Raw genomic sequence first — 19,796 nt, forward strand, 5'->3', positions numbered from 1 at the left:
GTGCATGTTTGTGACGGCAAAGGGCTGGAGAAAGTCCGAGCGGGAGAGATCGATTTCTCATGGCGGTTGGGATCAAGGATGTCGCGAGGACGGCTGGCGTGTCGCCAGCGACGGTTTCGCGGGTGCTTGCGGGGCGCCCGGTCGATCCGGCGATGCAGGCGCGCGTCCAGGCCGCGGTCAAATCGACCGGTTATCGCCCCAATCTCGCGGCGCGCCGACTGCGCTCGCAGCATAGCAATACGATTGGCCTGATCGTCGCCGACATCCGCAACCCGTACTTCACCGAAGTCTCGCGCACGATCGAGCGAATCGCCGCCGCGCGCGGATTGCGCGTGATCGTGTGCAATACCGATGAGGACCCGGCGAAGGAGGCGCAGTATCTCGAGCTGATGCAGCAGGAGCGGGTGACGGGGATCGTGCTCGCGCCGTCGCGCCAGCGAGTCGAAATGGCGGGCAGCCTGTCGCTCGAATGTCCGGTGGTGTTGATCGACCGCGCCCTGCCGGCGGCACAAAAGGACTGCGTGCTGCTCGACAATGAGGCGATGGCCGGTCTGCTGGTCGAGCATCTTCACGCGCAGGGCCACCGCCATCTGGCCGGGCTGTTTGGCGCGGAAAGCAGCACCGGCATCGAGCGCCGCGCCGGTTTCGAACGCGCCGCGCAGCGTTTGGGCATGACGACCGAGGCGATTGCGGTGCCGCATGCGCCAGGCGAGGCGGAGCGTGCCGTCGCGAACCTGTTGCGGGGTCCCACCCGACCGGACGCGCTGGTCGCCAGTAACGGCGTGATGCTGCTGACCATCCTGCGCGCTTTGCGCAGCCTCGATCTCACCGTGCCAGGCGACATTGCGCTCGCCGGTTTCGACAATAATGACTGGATGGAATTCGTCGGCGAGGGGCTGACCGTGATCGAGCAGCCGGTCGAGGAAATCGGGCGCACCGCCATGACCATGTTGCTGGACCGGTTCGAATTTCCCGATGCCGCGGTCCGCAAGGTGGTGCTGACCGGTCGCCTGGTCACACGCGGATCGAGTGGCAGGCCATGACGATTGCAGTGCCAAACGCCCCATCGAAGCCACCGATCGGGCGCGATACGCGGCTGTGCATGTCGCTGTCGGCGCGGCCCAGCAATACCGGGTCGCGGCTCCACAATCGGCTCTACGAGCTGCTCGGCCTCGATTATGTCTACAAGGCGTTCAGCACGACCGATTTGCCCGCCGCGATCGGCGGGATCCGCGCGCTCGGCATTCGCGGCTGCGCGATCTCGATGCCGTTCAAGGAAGCGGTCATTCCGTTGCTCGATCGCCTGGAAGACTCGGCCCGTGTGATCGATAGCGTCAACACCATCGTCAACGACGATGGTGTGCTGACCGGCTACAATACCGACTATGTAGCGGTGCGCGACCTGCTGATCGCGCGGGGGATCGATCCGGCGACACCGTTCGTGCTGCGCGGTAGCGGCGGCATGGCCAAGGCGGTGGTCGCGGCACTCCGCGACTGCGGTTTCGACCATGGCACCGTGGTGGCGCGCAATCGCGCGGCGGGGGAGGCGCTGGCCGACCGTTATCGTTATGCTTGGCGCGCTGACGTGCCCGACACCGGCGCGCCGATGCTGGTCAATGTCACGCCGCTCGGCATGGAAGGCGCAGACCGCGACGCGTTCGCTTTCCCGGCGGCGATGATCGCGTCCTGCGACATTGCGTTCGACGTCGTCGCGCTTCCGGTCGAGACGCCCTTCATCAAGGCGGCGGAGCAAGTGGGCAAGACCGTGCTGTCGGGTGCCGAAGTGATCGTCCTGCAGGCGGTCGAGCAGTTCGTGCTGTACACCGGCATCCGGCCCTCTGCGGACATCATCGTGGAAGCCGCCGCCTTTGCCCATGGGCCGGCGCTGGCCGCGCGGATGCAGCGCATTCCGCTGCCCGGCCCGCATCCAACCGCCTGACCCATTCCCGTCATCAACAGCGTGCAAGGAAACGCCATGCAGCCCATCTCTCTTTCGCGCTTCCTGATCGAGCAGCAGCGCTTGCCGGAATCGCCGTGCCCGGCCGAATTGCGCTTGCTGATCGAAACGGTCGCGCGCGCCTGCAAGGCGATCAGCCATGCGATTTCCAAGGGTGCGCTGGGTGACGTGCTCGGCAGCCTGAAGTCGGAGAACGTGCAGGGCGAGGTGCAGAAGAAGCTCGACGTGATCGCCAACGACCTGCTGCTCGATGCCAATGAATGGGGCGGCCACCTTGCCGGGATGGCCTCCGAAGAGATGGAAACCATCCACCCCATTCCAAACCGTTATCCCAAGGGCGAATATCTGCTGCTGTTCGATCCGATCGACGGGTCGAGCAATGTCGATGTTGATCTGAGCGTCGGCACCATCTTCTCTGTGCTGCGCGCGCCGGAGGCTTGCGCGGGCCGCGACGTGGTGGAAGCGGACTTTCTGCAGCCGGGTCGCGATCAGGTCGCGGCGGGCTACGCCATTTACGGCCCGCAGACGCTGCTGGTGCTGACGATCGGCACCGGCGTCTACGAATTTACGCTCGACCGCGAGATCGGGTCGTGGCGGCTGACCGACGGCCCGATGCGCATCCCCGGCGGCACGCGCGAATTCGCGATCAACATGGCGCGCCGCCCGCAATGGTCGCCTGCGGTGGCGCGCTATGTCGAGGACCGGCTGCTTGGCAGCGCGGGCCCGTGTGGGCATGATTACAATATGCGCTGGACCGCCTCGATGGTGGCGGACGTCCACCGCATCCTCAAGCGTGGCGGCGTGTTCCTCTATCCCGCCGACCATCGCACCGTGGGCAAGGCGCGGCTTCGCCTGCTGTATGAAGCCAATCCGATGAGCCTGCTCATGGAACAGGCAGGCGGTGCGTCGAGCGACGGCGTCGCGCCGATTCTCGACATCGCGCCGGTCAGCCTGCACCAGCGCGTCGGCGTGGTGATGGGCGATGCCGAGGCGGTGCACGCCTTGGATCGTTATGCCTAGAGCAACGGACTGAGGTGGTCCCGCCTTCTTGGACAGTTTTGCGGCTGAGCTAAGCTGCTCCGGGTTGTCGATCATGCCGCCATTCTGGTCATCAGATCATGGGGGGTATACCCCCATGATCTGAAGCGCCGATCCACCCATAGGCTTCCGCCGGGGTTCGCCCGGCTAGCGCCGAGTGGGGTCGCTGGTGATTGTAATAGGTGATCCACCGGCCAATGCCAGTTCGCAGCTCCGAGCCGGTCTCGAACGTGTGCAGATAGACGCACTCATATTTGAGGGAGCGCCACAGCCGCTCGATGAACACATTGTCCATCCACCGACACCGGCCGTCCATGCTGATCCGCACCTCGGCACCGCGCAGCACGCTGGTGAACGCAAAGCTGGTAAACTGGCTGCCCTAATCCGTATTGAAGATCTCAGGCCGACCGAAGCGCGCCAGCGCTTCCTCCAGCGCTGCGACGCAGAAGCCCGCGTCCATCGTGTTCGACAGCCGCCAGGCCAGCACCTTCCGCGTCGCCCAGTCCATGATCGCGACCAGATACAGGAAGCCCCGGCGCATCGGGATATATGTCACGTCCGCGCACCAGACGTGGTTCGGTCGCTCGATCGCCAGCTTCATGGCCATTGCCGCGCAGATGCCGGACCATCTGGCGGCTGCCGTACCATGGCATGTCGAGGAACGCCGCATCGATCCCCCGCATCAGCGCCAGCGTCTCTTCGGTCTCCGGCACTGGCGCGTAATAGTAGCTCGACCGGCTGATCGACAGCAGACGACATTGCGCCGCGATCGACAGGCAGTGGTGAGCAGGATTGATCCACTCCCTCCTCCGTGCCACGCTCATCGACCGGAGGCCTTCGCTAAAAAATCCCGCTCCACCAGCAACTGCCCGATCTTCGCGTGCAGCTTGTCCACCTCGGCGTCGCTGGCTGGTCGGGCCGCATCACCCGCGCCGGAGAACGTCACCGACATCCCCTCGATAGCCTGGCGTTTCCACGCCGCGATCATCGTGTGGTGGATGCCATGCTTCGCCGCGTCAAATCGCCACGGATCGCCTCCAGTGCCACTTTCGCCTTGAAATCTGCGCTGTAGCGCTTCCTCGTCGTCTTCATTCCCGTCCGTTCCTCACGTCGGGATTAGCTTAACGCCCTGTCCAGTAATCCGGCACTTCAGACGTCATCGCGGTGCTGGACCGCTTCTGCGGTGAGGTCGGCTATCCAGCGTCGATCCGGGTCGACCAAGGGATCGAGTTCGTCTCCCGCGACCTCGACCTGTGGGCGTACATGAAGGGCGTCACGCTGGATTTCTCGCTGCCTGGTACGCCGACGGACAACGCGTTCATCGAAAGCTTCAACGGAAAGTTCTGGGCGGAGTGCCTGAACCAGCACTGATTCATGAGCCTCGACGACGCGGTCGGAAAATGCGAAAGTTGGCGCAGAGACTATAGCGAGGTGCGACCACATAGCGATATCGGCAACAAGCCGCCGATATCGCTGGTGAACCGGCCCGCGGCACATGGCCCGCCCTGGCCTGCAGGAACTGGATGACGCCTCTTCCATACCTTACATTCGAATAGAGCGATTTTAGTTACCATCGGCAGACCGTCGGGCGCTCCAAAATACAAAAAGGTTTATGCTGGCCGGAATAGCCATTGATTTAACGCGCTTTTTCCATACGCTTGACTCCACTGGCGGATTATAGGGGCGACCGGATGCGAGCCGAAGGCGACGCAATACGGGGGGCGGGAAGTCGTGCCTTCGATGCGGGACTGGTTGCGCTGGCAACTGTGCTTGCGATGCATCGCATCGCTGTTGACCCCGACCAGTTGCGGCATTCGCTCGGCCATCATGATCCGGTCACCCCGGGCGATCTTTTGCGGCTCGCCAAACGCACTGACGGGGTGCGCGCCAAGCTGATCATCGCGCGCATAGACGGGTTGGCAAAGCTACCGCTGCCAGCCGTCGCCCAGAGCACCGACGGCTGGTTCGTGATTGGCAGGGTTACGGACGAGGCGGCGCTAATACAGCATCCCGGTTCAGCACCCGAAAAGATTGATCACGCGACGCTGAAACAGCTCTGGACCGGCCGACTGCTGCTATTAACGACCCGCGAGGGCGTGGGCGGCACGATCGGGCGGTTCGATATCAGCTGGTTCATTCCGCAGATCGTCCGGTATCGCAAGCTTATCGGCGAAGTGTTGCTGATCACGCTGGCGCTAAATCTGCTGGGCCTGGCTGCGCCCCTGTTCTTCCAGAACGTGATCGACAAGGTCCTAGTCCACAACACGCTTGCGACACTGCAGGTGCTGTCGGTTGGGTTTGTCGCAGTATCGGCTTGGGAAGTGGCGTTCGGGTGGCTACGCACGCGGCTCTATTCGGAGACCAGCCAGAAGATTGACGTCGAGCTAGGCGCCAAGCTGTTCCGACATCTGTTGAGTCTGCCCTTATCCTATTTCGAGGGTCGGCGGGTGGGCGATACGGTTACGCGGGTACGGCAACTTGAAGCGATCCGCGAATTCCTCACCAATGCCTCTTTGTCGGTAATCGTCGATCCGGCGTTCACAATCGTCTTTCTGATCGCGATGTGGATTTATTCGCCGACACTGTTCTGGGTCGTCGCGCTAACGATTCCCGCATATGTCGCGATATCGCTGCTCGTGACCCGCCCTCTCCGCCACCGGCTCGACGAGAAGTTCGAACGTGGGTCCGCGAACAATGCGCTGCTCGTTGAAAGCGTGTCGGGCATGCAGACCGTAAAGGCGGCAGCGGTAGAGCCTCAATGGCAGGACCGCTGGGAGCGGCAGCTGGCAGGATACAGCGCTGCCAACCAGCGCGTCCTCAACCTCGGCAATACCGGTAGCCAGGCGGTCCAGTTCATCTCTAAGCTCAGTCTCGCCGCGATCCTCTATTTTGGTGCCGAACAGGTGATCGCTGGTGCGATGACCGTTGGCGGTCTTGTCGCGTTCAACATGTTCTCACAGCGCGTGTCTGGGCCAGTCATCCGGATGGCTCAGTTGTGGCAGGACTTTCAGCAGGTCCGGCTGTCGATCGAACGGCTTGGTGATGTCTTGAACGTACCGGCCGAGCCGGGCGTCGGATCGCGGATAGTGCTTCCAAAGCTGCACGGCGATGTCCGCTTCGAAGGCGTGCGATTCCGCTATGGTCTTGAAGGGCCTTGGACGATTGAAGACATCGATCTTCACGTAGCACCAGGCGGCACGCTCGGCATTGCCGGATCGTCGGGATCGGGCAAGTCAACGCTCACTAAATTGTTGCAGCGGCTCTACACGCCGGCCGCCGGCCGGATTTTGATCGACGGCGTCGATATATCGCAGGTCGATCCGGCCTGGCTGAGGCGCCAGATCGGCGTCGTCCTGCAGGAAAACCTGCTGTTCAACCGCTCAATCCGCGAGAATATCGCGCTCGCCAATCCGGCAATGCCGCTTGAAAGCGTGATGGCGGCGGCGCAGCTATCAGGCGCGCACGACTTCATCCTTACCTTGTCGGCTGGATACGACACGCTGATTGAAGAACGCGGCGTCAATCTGTCGGGCGGCCAGCGTCAACGGATCGCGATTGCCCGCGCACTTGTCACGCAGCCGCGCATCCTGATCCTCGACGAAGCGACCTCAGCGCTCGATGCTGAGAGTGAGGAAATCATCCAGACCAATCTGAAGGCAATGGCACGCGGGCGAACAGTGTTGATCATCGCCCACCGGCTGTCGGCTATCCGCCAATGCGACCAGATCATAACGCTCGAGCGCGGGCGGATCGTCGAGGTCGGGACGCATGACGAGTTGCTACAACGCGGCGGGCGCTATGCCGGCCTCCACCGGCGCCAGATGGGCTTGGGCGAAGAGGTAGCGGCATGAATGCGATCAGCCGTCACTGGCAAATCGTGCAAGGCGCGTTGGCGGACGAGAAGGCGCGCAAGAAGTCATTGTTCAATACCGACGAGACGGCCTTCCTACCGGCGGCGCTAGAGGTCATCGCAACCCCCGTATCGCCGACCGGCCGCGCCACTACCTGGGCGCTGCTGGCGGCGCTGGCATTCACCATAGGCTGGCTGACGTTCGGCTATATCGACGTGGTTGCGTCGGCGACCGGCAAGCTTATTCCGGCAGACAGCGTCAAGCTCATCCAACCTGCCGAGGCCGGTGTAGTGCATGCCATCCTGGTGCACGACGGCCAGCAGGTAAAGGCAGGACAAGCGCTGGTCGAACTCGATCCTACAATCTCGGTCGCTGAAGCAACGCAAGCACAAAAGGCGCTGGAAACCGCACTGCTCGATGCCGCGCGCTGCCGGGCAATCCTGTCAGCGCTCGATGGCCGCGGGCTGGCCTTCAAGGTGCCGCCGGGCACTTCGGCGGATGTCGTCGCGATGCAGGTGGCGTTGGCTCAGGCGCAGCTTGACGATGTCGAAGCGACCGCACGGATGCGTCGATCCGAACAGGATGCCTCTGTCGCGGCACGTGCGGAGGCCCTCGTCCAGGCTGCGAAGTTGACCGAAACGTTGCCGTTGCTCGACGAGCAAATCGAAGCCAACGAACAATTGCTGTCCAAGGGCTATGTCTCGAAGCTCAAAGTGATCGAGATGCGTCGTCAGCGGTTGGCAACCGCGCGAGATCGCGATGCGGCAATCCAGACCGCCAACAAGGTAGCGGCGCAGATGGCAGGTGCCGGAAGCGGTATGGCGCAGTCGGCCGCCGAAGCGCGAGCGAAGGTGCTTGACGAACTCGCCAAGGCAGAAGCCGAGGCGAAGTTGCGGCGCGAGGAACTCGCCAAGGCGACGCAGAAATCGAGCCTGCAAACGCTCGCTAGCCCGGTTGATGGAAAGGTCTCTCAGCTGGCGGTCCATACGGTGGGTGGCGTCGTCGAGGCGACGAAGCCAATCATGGTGGTCGTGCCATCGGGCGGAACGCTCGTCGCAGATATCAAGATACTCAATCGCGACGTCGGGTTCGTGCGCGTAGGGCAGCCGGTTGCGATCAAGCTTGAGGCGTTTCCTTTCACCCAGTACGGCACGCTTCCGGGGCGGATCGAAAGTCTCGGCTCTGATGCGATCGAGGATGAAAAACTAGGCTTGGTCTATCCGGCCCGTGTTGCACTCGGTCGTGCACAAATGTCGCGTAGCAATACGCTAAGGGCAAATGTAGGCATGCAGGTTGTCGCCGACATACGGACAGGGCGGCGAACGATCCTGTCTTATCTGCTCAGCCCCATTGACGAAGCTGCCCAGGAAGCCGGGAGAGAGCGATGAAACGGCATTATCGCAGCCACTGGGGTGCCACCGCAAGCGAGTCTGACCAGAAACGGATCGAGGCATGATAACGCGCCGCGTCGTGCTAGGGCTGGCGAGTGCCGGGCTGGCAACGTTGCTGGTCGGCTGCATCCGTTATTACCCGACGTATCGCTATCGTTTGACGGTAGAGGTCGACACGCCGACGGGCTTGAAGACGGGGTCGAGCGTGATCGAGGTGCGGAGCTGGCACCAAGCTGGCTTTCCCGGGCCCGAGGCAGGCGGTTTCCGCAGCGAGGTGACGGGCGAGGCAGTCGCGGTCGATGTGGCACCGGGGCAGACCCTGTTCGCGCTGCTCCGCTCTGAGGGTGATGTCGACTGGGCGAGCTTTGCCACGGCGGGGATCGATCGCGGCGACCGCCGCGTGCATGCACTGCCGCGTTGGGCGAAGAGCGAGTGGCAGGACAAGAAGACGTTGCTTTATCGAAAGTCGAACTATCCAATCCTCGTTCGTTTTGCCGAAATTAACGATCCAAAGACGGTCGAACTGGTCGATCCAGACGATCTGCCCGCGACATTTGGGCCAGGGTTCAGGCTGCGGCGGATAACTGTTCAGTTGACTCGTAACACGATTACTTACGGAATAGAAAAGCGATTGCGATGGTTGGGATATTTAGATCGTTATCGCACCATCAGGGGCAATCCTTTTACTAGTACTCTGCCCAAGGAACTAGATAGCCTAAGGAGTGGTACACGATGACCATCAACTCTGACCTATTTTTGGCAATTCTTGCATTGGACTCCTATAATCGAGGATATCGACAAGGCATTGCGGGGTTGTCGTCTCAGTCTGGCACCTCCTTAGGAAATGCAATAATATATCAAGATTCTCAGAGTGCTGATGGGAGCGCTCAAGCGGCCGGCTTTTACGGGATAGCGTACACGCTGGAAGCCGACGGCGCGCTGAAGACGGTGATCAGCTACCGTGGAACGGATAATTACAATCCCTTTGCCGCCGGCAACGACATTCTGAACGGCTGGACGACAAGCGCCGGCTTTGCAAATCAATCGCAGGCGAAGCTGGCGATCGATTTCTATCAGGCCGTTACCGAGCGTGACGCCTATTCAACAGGGGCACCGCCCAATGTCATCCTCACCGGCCATTCCCTTGGCGGCGCACTGGCGGGCCTTGTAGGCGCGCTGTCGGGCGCACAGGCGGTCGGCTTCGACCATGCGCCGTTCGGCGTTGCCGCTGTTGCGCAGGCGCAAGCGGAGGCGGATCGGCGCGCAGGAAGCGCGGGGGTTGATCCAGCGTCGGTCGGGGTTCGTATTCCCGACGTGAGTCAGTTGACTGGGTATTACGTCGATGGCGAGATTAACTCAGGACTACGAAACGGCGATCTACAACACACGCTGGCTGGGTTGATAGGTTCGATCTCCCCCAAAATTCTTGCGGGGATTAAATTAAGCGGTTTGGACAATACGTCGAATACAGTTGCCTATGAAAATTTGCTGCATCCAGAAGAATTGGGTGTTTTTGGGGCCAATTTTAGTGGGTGGGACGCACTTGCCCGTCACAGCCAAGCGCTCTTGGTTACATTGCTCTACGGCCAAAAGGTTTGGACTGCTCCAGCTTCACAACCGGGCGGACTTGGCAAAAGTGACGATTGGCAGGCAGCAGCAAAATATGTGCTTGCAGACCTTTTCGATGCCGATATCGCGAAAGCCCTCGGGCGTAAGCAGTCTGTGAACGGCGGTGACGGAACCGGCTTCGCGGATGAGGGGAGCCAGCTTGCGACGATCATTGCCTATTCAGCCATAAGCGAAGGAGAAAGGCCATTTGGCGATGTTGGCATTGGAGCTCTATTCGACGATACGAGTGATTTGGGTAAGGTCGTCAAGCAAGCCGAGCAGGATCCGACATTTATTTCAAATTTTTTTGACGATGAAACCAAGACGGATATTGCTTCGATTGTAACGGAGTATGCAGGGCTTCTGGCTTCCAACAAAGCCGTAGGTTCTGATAATTCAACCCTAAGAAATGGTATTCTAAATTATAACGATACCGATGGAACGCTTTCAGTCAACCTGTCGGCTTATAACTGGCATCTAAATTCGGCGAATGAACCGCTACAGATCCTCAAAAAGTCGTCGTTGGTTGATAATATCATTAACAGAGTGGAGTCAGATACCGACATCGTTGCCGATGCAACAAACTGGTATTCGACTCACTCCGGCATCGATGCAATTAGCTTGAGCGATTTGGTAGACTCAATATCATTCGATACGCAGGGAAGTACAAACGAAGCCTCGCCTTTTTATACGTCGTTGACCGCGTTGAACGCCGTTGTTTCGCTCTCAAGCGGTGCGGGATTAGCTGCGGTCCCGGGTGAGGCAGGTGATAAATTATTGATTGGCAGCTCGAAAGGCGAGGCCCTGTTTGGTGGTGACGGCCGCGATGTAATTTTCGGCGGCGGCGGCGATGACACCCTGCGAGGTGGAAAGGGCGACGATTGGCTGGATGGCGGTGCGGGAGTCGACACAGCCGATTATTCGAACCTGTCTGCGCCGATCAAGGTCAAATTTTCCGGCCCTGCGAGCTACGCCGGTGATCAACCGCTCCCGAAACTGACTGTTGAGGACGGTACGGGCGGAACAGATACTCTCCAGTCTGTCGAGATAATCAAGGGAACTGCGGGTGAAGACAAGTTCTCGATCGATGGATTAATACCCAAAGGATACAGTTTGACGTTCGACGCCAACGGTGGTCAGTCGGGGGGCGTCAAAGATATTTTGAACGCGAAAGGCTATACCGATCAGTCGGGGCTGAAAATATCAATAAATTTAGCGAGCGGCGCCGGTTATGTTCGGGCGCGTGACGGCCAGGGTGGAGTAATCAACCTCCTCAATTTTCATACAGATATCGTCGGCTCAGATTATTCTGATATAATCACCGACGTCAGCACGGATGAACACACCGTCGATGGTGGTGCCGGTGACGATGTGATTACGGTTGCGGGGGCCAATGCCGTCGTGAACGGCGGCGCAGGAAATGATGCCATCCATGTGCAATCAGCCGCAGCTACTATTGAGTTTGGCATTGGCGGTGGAAGCGATGTTGTCGAATTCGACAATGGCGATGGTGCGTACAATTTAGTATTGCAAAATCTCAATCCTGAAGATGTGGAATTCATTGCTGGTGGTCGGGATGTTTATTGGGGAGGGGTGCCGGAAGGGAAGGATGACCCTGAAGGCTTCTGGTTTCAGTTTTTTACCATCCGCGTAACGAGTACGGGCGATCAAATTACGTTCCTGGAGAATGGTCGCAATGTCGGCCCGGACGGGAACGGTTCGGCAATTGCCTATAATAAGGGCCTCGATCAGGGCTGGGATGAGCCCGGCGGACGAAAGCCAATCGACGGGAAATTGGATTCCGTCACGTTTGCCGATGGTACAGTCTTTGATCAGGAGGCGATCTGGAATGGTTTGGTGGGCGGAGGGGATCGCTGGTCATATCCCGCAGAAACACACGGCTACGCCTATGAATATAACGACCAGTTTCATTCTCCGGCGTCGTATTTGGACTACGTCAATCGAACCTATTTGCAGGCCGATCCGATCGGCGCGCCGCCGCCGCCCCCCGACCAAGCCGTTGATGGGACACCTGGCGATGACGCACTCCAGCCAGGATATGGCAATGACACCGTCACGGGTGGCGCGGGGAACGATGCCATTCAGGAATCGCCGGGCAATGACACCTATGTTTGGAACAGCGGCGATGGCAATGATCAGATCGTCGGTTCCAGTCTTAACGATGGCGTCAACACGCTCCAGCTGGGCGTAGGCATTTCGCAGGCGGACCTTCAGTTCGCGGTTGCCTCGGACGGCTCGGGTCTCACCCTGACTTTTGCTGGCCAGACGGGTTCAGTAACGCTGGGTGACGAACTGGTCGGCGATGGCTTCGGTGTCGATCAGGTCCGCTTTGCCGATGGCACAGTGTTGACGCGGGCCCAGCTGCTTGCAGCGGCGGCGAGCGTCATTACAGCCGCCCAAACCACCATAACCGGAACCAGTGGAGCAGATTTTGCTTCGACGCCGCATGGCAACTTTGTTGTAACCGGCGGCCGCGGCGATGACTTCTATATAACTAACGGTAGTGGCTCGGGAACCTACAATTTCGCTAGCGCCGACGGCCATGACGAGATTTTAGGTTTCGGGGTCGGTACCAGCCGTAATGATATCCTCAATCTTACCGACGTGCTGCCTAGCGGGGTTCAGCTTAGCCGAAGCGGCGACGATCTCGTCGTCACTATCAATGCGACTGGAGCGAGCGTCAAAGTCGATTACCAATTTGCTGGCGACGGCGGTGATGACGCGAAGGGTCTGGGGCTGATCAAGTTTGCCGATGGCTCGAGTTGGACCAGATCAGAGATCCGTAGATTGGCGCTAGGCCTCGGGGCCGATACGCCGCCGGTCGCTGACGCGATTACCGCCAACGTGGTGGAAGGCGCGCCACTAATCCGTGGCTCACTGACGGCATCCGATCCCGACGCTGATGATGCGCTCAAGTTCGCGCTCGACACGCGCGTTGATGGCTTGGTGGTCGGGGCTGACGGTACGTGGTCGTTCGATCCCACGGCCGCAGCCTATCAATCGCTCGCAGCAGGCGAGCAACTGACGTTGACGGCTTCTTATCACGTCACAGACCTTGCTGGAGCGACCTCCGCGTCCACGCTTGCGATCACGGTAACAGGGGTCAACGACGTCCCGGCGGGCGTTCAGCAGCTGGTGAACCAACGACTCGTCGATGGCGAAGCTTTTTCTTACGATGTGGTGCCAGCATTCGCTGATCCCGATAGTCAACTAACCTTGAGCGCCGCGCTCGATGACGGATCGGCTCTTCCCGAATGGCTGCGCTTTGCTGCTGGACGATTCACAGGAACGGTGCCTGAGGGCGATTCGAGCGTCTATAACATCGTCGTCACCGCCTCCGATGGTGAGTTCCAAACCCAATCGGTTTTTCATTTGCACGTAGGAATCGCAAATCAGGCGCCCGTTGCGCAAGGCACGTTGCCGAACCTGACCGGCAATATCGGGGCACCCTTCGTTCTTCCAGTTCCGACAAACAACTTTTACGATCCCGATTATGACGTGTTGGTATTTTCGGCAACGCTTGCCGATGGGACTGCGCTTCCGGACTGGCTGGCCTTTTCCAACGGTCATCTGATCGGCACGCCGCCAGCTGATGCTGCCGATGATTATTCGATCCGTGTCACAGCCTCGGATGGCGAGGTCGGTACAGATTCATTGTTCTCGCTGTTCATCTCACCTGACGCCCTCATCAACGGTACGTCGGGTAATGATAATATTACCCTTCCTCAAACAGACTTTATCGCCAATCCGGGTGGTGGGAACGACAATATTGAAGTGTCCGGAGACGGGGCAGGAACTATTCTTTTTGCTAAACGCGATGGGTTCGATTTCCTCGACAACCCCGGTGATGGCTATAACCGAGATGACACGCTTTATCTGACGAATGTCACGCCCGATGACGTAACGCTGACACGCTATGGCGACTATCTGGACGTCACTATTTCGTCGACGGGTAACGACTTTGCGATTAATCGGCAGTTCGCGGGCGACACGCAGGATGAGAGGCTGGGCGTCAGCTACATCAAATTCGCGGACGGCACGATTTGGGGTCGCGATGCCATTCGCGCTAATGCCATTGATGGATATGGGGGGAACGCCGCTTTGTTCATGACAAGCGCTCTCGATGTCTCTGCTACTGAAAAATCCTCTGCGTCATCGTCCGATCTTAGTGAGCTGGACCCTTTTGAAATTGATAACAGCGGCGCAGGTCTGGCTGGCCGGGCCGGTTGGGGTATCTCACATGTGCTCATAGAAGGCGAAGTCGCCCAATCTTGGTTTCCACAAACGATCACCCGCTCACAATCCCCATTGTTGGCTAGTGTCGCAACCGCCGCGAGCCAGCTGGCTCAACAAAGTGCCGTTTTCGGTTCGCCCGATGGGACAGGAGCTTTGAACCAAATCCAACATGACCATTTCCTTAGCGGGCTGCATCAATGGGGTGTTGCAAAGGCCGCAATGCTCTGATGCGAGACATCGTCCCTTCTTTGCTTGCGGCGAAAGGACGATGGTCATGTCTTGCAGCGCCGCAGCTTGAATGTGGAGTTGCGCTATTCGCAAGGTATTGATCGGCTGGGAATTGGGCGACGGCCGTGGTCATCTCGAACCTTTATTGCCGGTGGTACGCTCGCTGGTCGATCAAGGTTGCCATATCGTCCTCGCAATGCGAAACCAGGGGACAGCGCGGTCGGTCTTCAGATGGTTGATAGACCACAAGATTGCGATAAATGACGTTCACCAAGCCCCGATCTTCGTGCACAAGGCGACACCGCCGCCGAGCCCGCTGCTCTCGCTTGCCGAAATCTTGGCACATGCGGGCTTTGCCAAGCCAGCGCTGCTCGGCCCTGTGGTGCGCGCTTGGTCGCGCATGCTCGACGATGTGAAACCCGATATCGTCCTCGCCGAGTTCGCCCCCAGCCTTAGAATTGCGGCATACGGTCGAACACCGACAATAATGGTTGGCAGCGGTTGGACGATCCCGCCTGATGCATCGCCTATCGCGCCATTGCCAATTCTCCACGACCAACCCGAACTCGCCGCTGAGGCCGAAGCTGCCATCTGTGATACGATCGCATCGATATCGGGCATTTCCTGGCAGCCGGAACGGTTGGCAACGATACTTAGAGGAGACGATACTTTCGTAATGTGCCCGACGCCTCTCGACCCCTATCGGGCCTATCGTGGTGAGCGAATCTGGTGCCCTCCCAATACGCCCATGCGACAGATAGGTGAGAAGCGAAGCAAGCTGTCCATCGTTGCCTATCTTCCCAAGCATCACCCGGCGCATTCAGCTTTTGCAGCGGCGGTCGCGAGGCTAGGCGTTCCGACTGACGCTTATTTTGGGGGGGAGACCTTCGAAGGGGCAGGTGTCGATGTTGCTACAACGCCGCTGAATTTACCGGAAATCCTGCCAAAAGCCTTTTGTGTCGTTCATCATGGTGGGCTTGGAATGAGCACTGCCTGTCTCGCAATCGGTGTCCCTCAGGTGATTTTGCCGACTGATTTCGAAAAACACCTGAACGCCGTGGGTGTAGCAAATCACAAAATGGGATTTGTCTTGCCGGCAAACGCGTCTTCGGATGTTCTTGCAGAAGCGATGGTGCGCGCAAAACTGCTAGCGAGCAATTTGCCCCATTGGGCAGGCAAGCCGACGGAAACCTGCGAAGCGATCGTAGGTGCCTGCCGTACCTAACCGGCAATCGCCCTTTTGAGCAGCCTCGCGATCAGGTTAAACGTGGTCCGATAATTCTCCGGCAGTGTCCGACAAGCGCCCTTTTCGTCAGCCCGCAGATCGACCTTTTTCCTCGAACCTTCATGGCGTCGCCCCAGTTGGACACCTCAAAGAACTGCGGGGTTTCGTGACCTGACCCCCGTCTTTCATCCAGCGGCAACCAGAGACCGGCCGTTGTCACTAATGGTGCGCCAAGCGCCGCAGGGATTTCCAGTCACCTTCGCTCGACGCCGTAAAACATCGGATTGCGCAGCCAGTCCATGACCGCGGATTCGCGCCATCCGACGCAGCGGGCGGCGATGCGTACCTGAGGGGGAAAGGTCCCTTGGTCGAGCTTGCGATACAGGGTGGAACGGCTGAGGCCGGTGCGGTCGAGCACGGTGTTGAGGCGGAGAATGCGGTCGGGGGTATCGATGGTCATGGCATGATCCTGGTTCGCGGGTGATCGGGTGGCGTGCTGCGATCAGGATTGAGATGGCCTGGGCGCAGGACAAGGGGGCGGGGGCCGAGGTGCACCGGGCTGCACCAGACAGGCCCGAACAGCCCCCATAAAGTCAGGGAGCAGTATGGCTTATGCCGTCCCGCGCGGTCGCGCGGACGAGCTCGATAGCGCTGTGCGCCACCGAGTCGCCTTTGGCGTTTCGGCCCCGGGTGGGTGAAGATCTTTGGCGGAGGATCGATCGCGCGTGATCGATCGGAGCCGGGCAAGTCGCCCGGCCTGCGGTCATCGCGCTTTGGGCGCGATGGCGTTTGCCTCCGGCGTCGATCTGGCGGGGGAGCGTCGCTGTCCCTTAGGCCCGTCGCGGCAGGTCGCAACTCAGGCTGTGCCTGAGTGCTCCATTGCATTGCGCCCCGTTGGGTGCAGCCTGCCCCTGCCGCCGGGCCTGCCGGTCCGCTCCTGCCGCTCCCCCGCCATTCCGGCGCCGGGTGCGGTGTTTGAAGGAGTGGTACCCATGGAACTCAAGCATATCGACATCGCCAACCTGTCCGTCTCATCCGCTAACATGCGGGTGAAGGGTAAACCCGTGGACTTGACCAGCATCCTGCCATCGGTGCGCGCACGCGGCGTGCTGGTGCCGCTGATCGTGCGGGCAAAGGCCAGCGCTGAATCCGTCGACGGGGGCAGTCCCAACACCTATGAGGTCGTGGCGGGCAAGCGGCGCTATCATGCAGCCCTTGCGGTCGCGCAGGAAAGCGGTGAAGCCGAGCCGCTGCCGTGCGCGGTGATGGCGGCGGGCGATGATGCCGCCGCGCTCGAAGCCTCGCTGATCGAGAATATCGCACGGGTCGATCCCGATGAGGTGACGCGCTGGGAGAGCTTTACCCGGCTGGTGCGCGAAGGCCGAACACCGGACGAGATCGCGCTGACCTTTGGGCTGACCGAGCTACAGGTGAAACGCACGCTGGCGCTTGGCAATTTGCTGCCCCGCATTCGGGGGCTCTACCGCAAAGGAGAGATCGATGCCGCGACCGTGCGGCATCTGACCCTTGTCTCAAAGGCACGGCAGCGGGAATGGCTGGATGTGTTCGACAACCCAGCAGCCTATTGCCCAACCGGCCATCATGTGAAGGCGTGGGCCTTTGGAGGCGCGTCGATCCCGGTACGGGCAGCGCTGTTCGACCTCGAGCGCTACACCGGGGAGATCGTGTCCGACCTGTTCGGCGAGGAGCGCTATTTCGCCGACCCGCAGGCGTTCTGGGCTTCGCAAGAAGCAGCGATAGCCGAACGCGTCGAGGCCTACACCCAGGCAGGCTGGTCCGATGTCGTCATTCTGCCGACCGGCGAGCCCTTCCACGCATGGGAGCATGAGCGCACGCCCAAGCGCAAGGGCGGCAAGGTGTTCGTGGCTGTTGGAGCACGCGGCGATGTCGCGTTCCACGAAGGCTATCTGACCACCAAGGAAGCGCGTAAGCTGGCACGCAGCGAGAACGCCACGGCGCAGACCGTTCGTCCCGAGATCGGTTCGGCGATCCAGAATTATGTCGATCTTCACCGGCATGCCGCCGTGCGGTCGGCGGTGGCGGCAAATCCATCGGTGGCGCTGCGCTTGATGGTAGCGCATGCCATTTCGGGCTCGTCACTGTGGCGCGTGTCGGTCGAGCCGCAGCGAACGGCCAATGATGCCATTGCCGAGAGTGTCGAGAATTGTGCCTCCGAAGCTACGTTCGACGTGCGACGGCGCGCGGTGCTGGCGTTGCTCGGCTTCGATCCCGACACCCCCACCGTCACCGGCGGCTATGACGGTGATCACGACCTGGCGGGCCTGTTCGCCCGGTTACTGGAACTGACCGATAGTGCGGTACGCGATGTGCTCGCGATCGTCATGGCCGAGACGCTGGAGGCGGGCAGTGCACTGATCGAACTGCTCGGTGTCCATCTTGGTGTTGAGATGCGCGGCGTGTGGGCGGCCGACGACGCGTTGCTCGACCTGATCCGCGACCGCGAAGTGCTGGGCTGCATCCTGAGCGATGTCGCGGGTGCGGGCGTTGCCACCGCCAATGAGGGGGCGACGGGCAAGGTGAAGCGGCAGATCATCCGCGATTGCCTGACCGGTGCCAATGGTCGGGCCAAGGTCGGAGGCTGGGTGCCGCGCTGGATGGCGTTTGCGCCTGCCGCCTATACCCTGCGCGGCGGGGTGCAGACGGTCAGCCGCTGCACGGCGTTGGGCGGCCTCGTTGAAGCGGTGACCCCGCACATCACGCCGATCGCGCGTGCTGCATGATCTGATCCCGGCGGTGCCTATCGGTGCCGCCGTATCGAGCAAGATGTTGTTAGACGTCGGAGTTCAATCCAGAAGCTCGCCAGCGGTTACGCCGAGGGACTTGGCAAGTTTTTCGACAATAAGAATTGTTGGGTTGCGAGCGCCGCGTTCGATGTCGCTCACATATGTCCGATGAATATTGGCTTCATGCGCGAATGCCTCCTGGCTCAGTCCGCGCGACTCCCGCAGCCTACGTAAATTTGAACCGAGGCGCTTTCGTATATCCACCGGCCCATAAAGGCACCCGTGTCGCCGATCGATCTACAGACGATGAGTGACATTTTGGTTGACTGGGCTTCCCTGTTGGCAGAGCATTGTCTCTTATCGTCTACGAAAATTCCTGAGTTCCCTCGGCGGGTACTGCGCAGCGATGGTTCCAGGGGATCGACGGAGAACCGATGTCCGGATCGTATGAAAATCGCTGGTCGAACGCTAATCGTCTGAACGGCGTGTCGGTCGAAGACCTGTACCGCGATCATGGCGAATGGCTTCGCCGCCTTGTCGCGGCGCGCTTGCGTTTGCAGCCAGCCGATGTCGACGACATCATGCAGGACACCTGGCTGAGGGCCGCTCGGCCGGTTGCCGCCGAGATCACGCACCCACGCGCCTTCCTGTTCCAGACGGCGCTCAACCTGTTCCGGGATCGCAAGCGGCGCGAGGCCGTCCGCCAACACTATCAGGAGGGTGCTACCGTCGGTCAGGGCTTCGGTGGGCGGGATGCCATGTCTGAGCAAGAAGCAACGGTCGAACTTGAGCGGATCGTGCTCGACTTGGGCGTGGCGAAGACCGCTTTACCAGCCGTGCCATGATCGAGACGGAGCGGCGGCTTGAACGCGCAACCGCCAATGTCGAATCCCACCGCCGCCATGGCGTCGGCGAGCAACATCGCAAGCTCGCATTGGTCCGTGGGCGAGCCCTATACCGACGAGCAGAAGACCGAGCTCGTCGCGAGCCGGCGATCGCTCGACACCATCCGCCCGCACGCGGTCGATGATCTTGAAACCGCGATGGCAAACGATACGCGGCTGATCGACGAAGCCGCCAAAGGGCGTACCGCAGCCACGATCCGGGCGATGCAGCTGGAAGCGGAGATGCGCGAGAACCCGACGCTTCGCGCTGACGTGTTCGTCGAGCGCTGGCAGAGCCTCGAGCGCCGGCGCCAGGCGCTTCGACGCTACAATGAGGATAGCAAGATCCGGGTGGTGGAGACGAAGATGATCGGCATGGCAAAAAGCCTGGAGCGCGATCCGCAGGTCGAGTCGATCCTGCGGATACGCAAGGGCGAACTCGGGTTAACTGCAACGCCCAATCGCAGCATCGGTCATAGCCTCGCGGACATGATCGGGCGGCGGCGGAGTAGGGGGCTTGGCGTTGGGATGTGAATTCGTTCAAGTAAGCGTTGAAACTAATCTCATGCTGACCTTGGTCCAGCGTAGCTGT

13 protein-coding genes and 2 pseudogenes are annotated in these 19,796 nt (G+C 60.3%); 12 read left to right on the plus strand and 3 right to left on the minus strand.

Features of this window, described 5'->3' with window-relative positions; genetic code table 11:
- Positions 1-59 precede the first annotated feature (59 nt).
- The 3 genes from H4W01_RS03600 to H4W01_RS03610 are packed head-to-tail and all read left to right on the plus strand — an operon-like array spanning position 60 to position 2,977.
- Positions 60-1,043, plus strand: a complete 984-nt coding sequence (locus H4W01_RS03600; RefSeq protein WP_209609931.1) for a LacI family DNA-binding transcriptional regulator — start codon at positions 60-62, stop codon at positions 1,041-1,043.
- Positions 1,040-1,939, plus strand: coding sequence for a shikimate 5-dehydrogenase (locus tag H4W01_RS03605; protein WP_209609932.1), 900 nt, complete (start codon positions 1,040-1,042; stop codon positions 1,937-1,939). The genes H4W01_RS03600 and H4W01_RS03605 overlap by 4 nt, the downstream gene beginning before the upstream one ends.
- 36 nt (positions 1,940-1,975) lie before the next feature.
- Positions 1,976-2,977 carry a class 1 fructose-bisphosphatase gene (locus tag H4W01_RS03610; RefSeq protein WP_209609933.1) on the plus strand — a complete coding sequence of 334 codons (1,002 nt, stop codon included), beginning with the start codon at positions 1,976-1,978 and terminating at the stop codon, positions 2,975-2,977.
- 71 nt (positions 2,978-3,048) lie between these two features.
- On the opposite strand, the pseudogene H4W01_RS03615 reads toward H4W01_RS03610, so the two are convergent.
- Positions 3,049-4,087: pseudogene (locus tag H4W01_RS03615) on the minus strand (IS3 family transposase).
- 60 nt (positions 4,088-4,147) lie between these two features.
- Here H4W01_RS03615 and H4W01_RS03620 point away from each other — a divergent pair.
- From H4W01_RS03620 to H4W01_RS03645, 6 genes and pseudogenes are all read left to right on the plus strand, one after another.
- Positions 4,148-4,522 (plus strand): annotated as a pseudogene (locus tag H4W01_RS03620) (integrase core domain-containing protein); the annotation flags it as partial.
- A gap of 164 nt (positions 4,523-4,686) precedes the next feature.
- Positions 4,687-6,846 carry a type I secretion system permease/ATPase gene (locus H4W01_RS03625; protein WP_209609934.1) on the plus strand — a complete coding sequence of 720 codons (2,160 nt, stop codon included), beginning with the start codon at positions 4,687-4,689 and terminating at the stop codon, positions 6,844-6,846.
- A complete protein-coding gene (locus H4W01_RS03630) occupies positions 6,843-8,234 on the plus strand; it encodes an HlyD family type I secretion periplasmic adaptor subunit (protein ID WP_209609935.1) in 1,392 nt (463 codons plus the stop codon). Before H4W01_RS03625 ends, H4W01_RS03630 begins: the two co-directional genes overlap by 4 nt.
- A 64-nt stretch (positions 8,235-8,298) precedes the next feature.
- Positions 8,299-8,973, plus strand: a complete 675-nt coding sequence (locus tag H4W01_RS03635; protein WP_209609936.1) for a hypothetical protein — start codon at positions 8,299-8,301, stop codon at positions 8,971-8,973.
- Positions 8,970-14,330 (plus strand): putative Ig domain-containing protein, encoded by a 5,361-nt coding sequence (locus H4W01_RS03640; RefSeq protein ID WP_209609937.1) that lies wholly within the window; start codon positions 8,970-8,972, stop codon positions 14,328-14,330. Before H4W01_RS03635 ends, H4W01_RS03640 begins: the two co-directional genes overlap by 4 nt.
- Before the next feature lie 97 nt (positions 14,331-14,427).
- Positions 14,428-15,555 (plus strand): glycosyltransferase, encoded by a 1,128-nt coding sequence (locus tag H4W01_RS03645; RefSeq protein ID WP_209609938.1) that lies wholly within the window; start codon positions 14,428-14,430, stop codon positions 15,553-15,555.
- A 253-nt stretch (positions 15,556-15,808) separates the two neighbouring features.
- Here the strand turns inward: H4W01_RS03645 and H4W01_RS03650 are convergent, their stop codons facing one another.
- Positions 15,809-16,015: a helix-turn-helix transcriptional regulator gene (locus H4W01_RS03650; RefSeq protein ID WP_102672955.1), complete on the minus strand. Its 207-nt coding sequence runs from the start codon at positions 16,013-16,015 to the stop codon at positions 15,809-15,811.
- 532 nt (positions 16,016-16,547) lie between these two features.
- Here H4W01_RS03650 and H4W01_RS03655 point away from each other — a divergent pair.
- A complete protein-coding gene (locus H4W01_RS03655; protein ID WP_209609939.1) occupies positions 16,548-18,317 on the plus strand; it encodes a ParB/RepB/Spo0J family partition protein in 1,770 nt (589 codons plus the stop codon).
- Positions 18,318-18,380: 63 nt separating this feature from the next.
- On the opposite strand, the gene H4W01_RS03660 is transcribed toward H4W01_RS03655, so the two are convergent.
- Positions 18,381-18,584: a helix-turn-helix domain-containing protein gene (locus H4W01_RS03660; RefSeq protein WP_209609940.1), complete on the minus strand. Its 204-nt coding sequence runs from the start codon at positions 18,582-18,584 to the stop codon at positions 18,381-18,383.
- Between the two features lie 170 nt (positions 18,585-18,754).
- Here H4W01_RS03660 and H4W01_RS03665 point away from each other — a divergent pair, with 170 nt between their 5' ends.
- Together H4W01_RS03665 and H4W01_RS03670 are read left to right on the plus strand one after the other, a co-directional pair.
- Positions 18,755-19,165, plus strand: coding sequence for an RNA polymerase sigma factor (locus tag H4W01_RS03665; RefSeq protein WP_209609941.1), 411 nt, complete (start codon positions 18,755-18,757; stop codon positions 19,163-19,165).
- Positions 19,166-19,201: 36 nt separating this feature from the next.
- Positions 19,202-19,738 carry a hypothetical protein gene (locus H4W01_RS03670; protein WP_209609942.1) on the plus strand — a complete coding sequence of 179 codons (537 nt, stop codon included), beginning with the start codon at positions 19,202-19,204 and terminating at the stop codon, positions 19,736-19,738.
- Positions 19,739-19,796: the final 58 nt, after the last annotated feature.

It is taken from the genome of Sphingomonas sp. PL20 (genome assembly GCF_017875905.1).
Taxonomy (GTDB): Bacteria; Pseudomonadota; Alphaproteobacteria; order Sphingomonadales; family Sphingomonadaceae; genus Sphingomonas; species Sphingomonas echinoides.

Bases quoted from the DNA above. Each gene is read 5' to 3' on its own strand.
- H4W01_RS03600 (WP_209609931.1), top strand. From the start codon at position 60: ATGGCGGTTGGGATCAAGGATGTCGCGAGGACGGCTGGCGTGTCGCCA.
- H4W01_RS03605 (WP_209609932.1), top strand. From the start codon at position 1,040: ATGACGATTGCAGTGCCAAACGCCCCATCGAAGCCACCGATCGGGCGC.
- H4W01_RS03610 (WP_209609933.1), top strand. From the start codon at position 1,976: ATGCAGCCCATCTCTCTTTCGCGCTTCCTGATCGAGCAGCAGCGCTTG.
- H4W01_RS03625 (WP_209609934.1), top strand. From the start codon at position 4,687: ATGCGAGCCGAAGGCGACGCAATACGGGGGGCGGGAAGTCGTGCCTTC.
- H4W01_RS03630 (WP_209609935.1), top strand. From the start codon at position 6,843: ATGAATGCGATCAGCCGTCACTGGCAAATCGTGCAAGGCGCGTTGGCG.
- H4W01_RS03635 (WP_209609936.1), top strand. From the start codon at position 8,299: ATGATAACGCGCCGCGTCGTGCTAGGGCTGGCGAGTGCCGGGCTGGCA.
- H4W01_RS03640 (WP_209609937.1), top strand. From the start codon at position 8,970: ATGACCATCAACTCTGACCTATTTTTGGCAATTCTTGCATTGGACTCC.
- H4W01_RS03650 (WP_102672955.1), bottom strand. From the start codon at position 16,015: ATGACCATCGATACCCCCGACCGCATTCTCCGCCTCAACACCGTGCTC.
- H4W01_RS03655 (WP_209609939.1), top strand. From the start codon at position 16,548: ATGGAACTCAAGCATATCGACATCGCCAACCTGTCCGTCTCATCCGCT.
- H4W01_RS03665 (WP_209609941.1), top strand. From the start codon at position 18,755: ATGTCCGGATCGTATGAAAATCGCTGGTCGAACGCTAATCGTCTGAAC.
- H4W01_RS03670 (WP_209609942.1), top strand. From the start codon at position 19,202: ATGTCGAATCCCACCGCCGCCATGGCGTCGGCGAGCAACATCGCAAGC.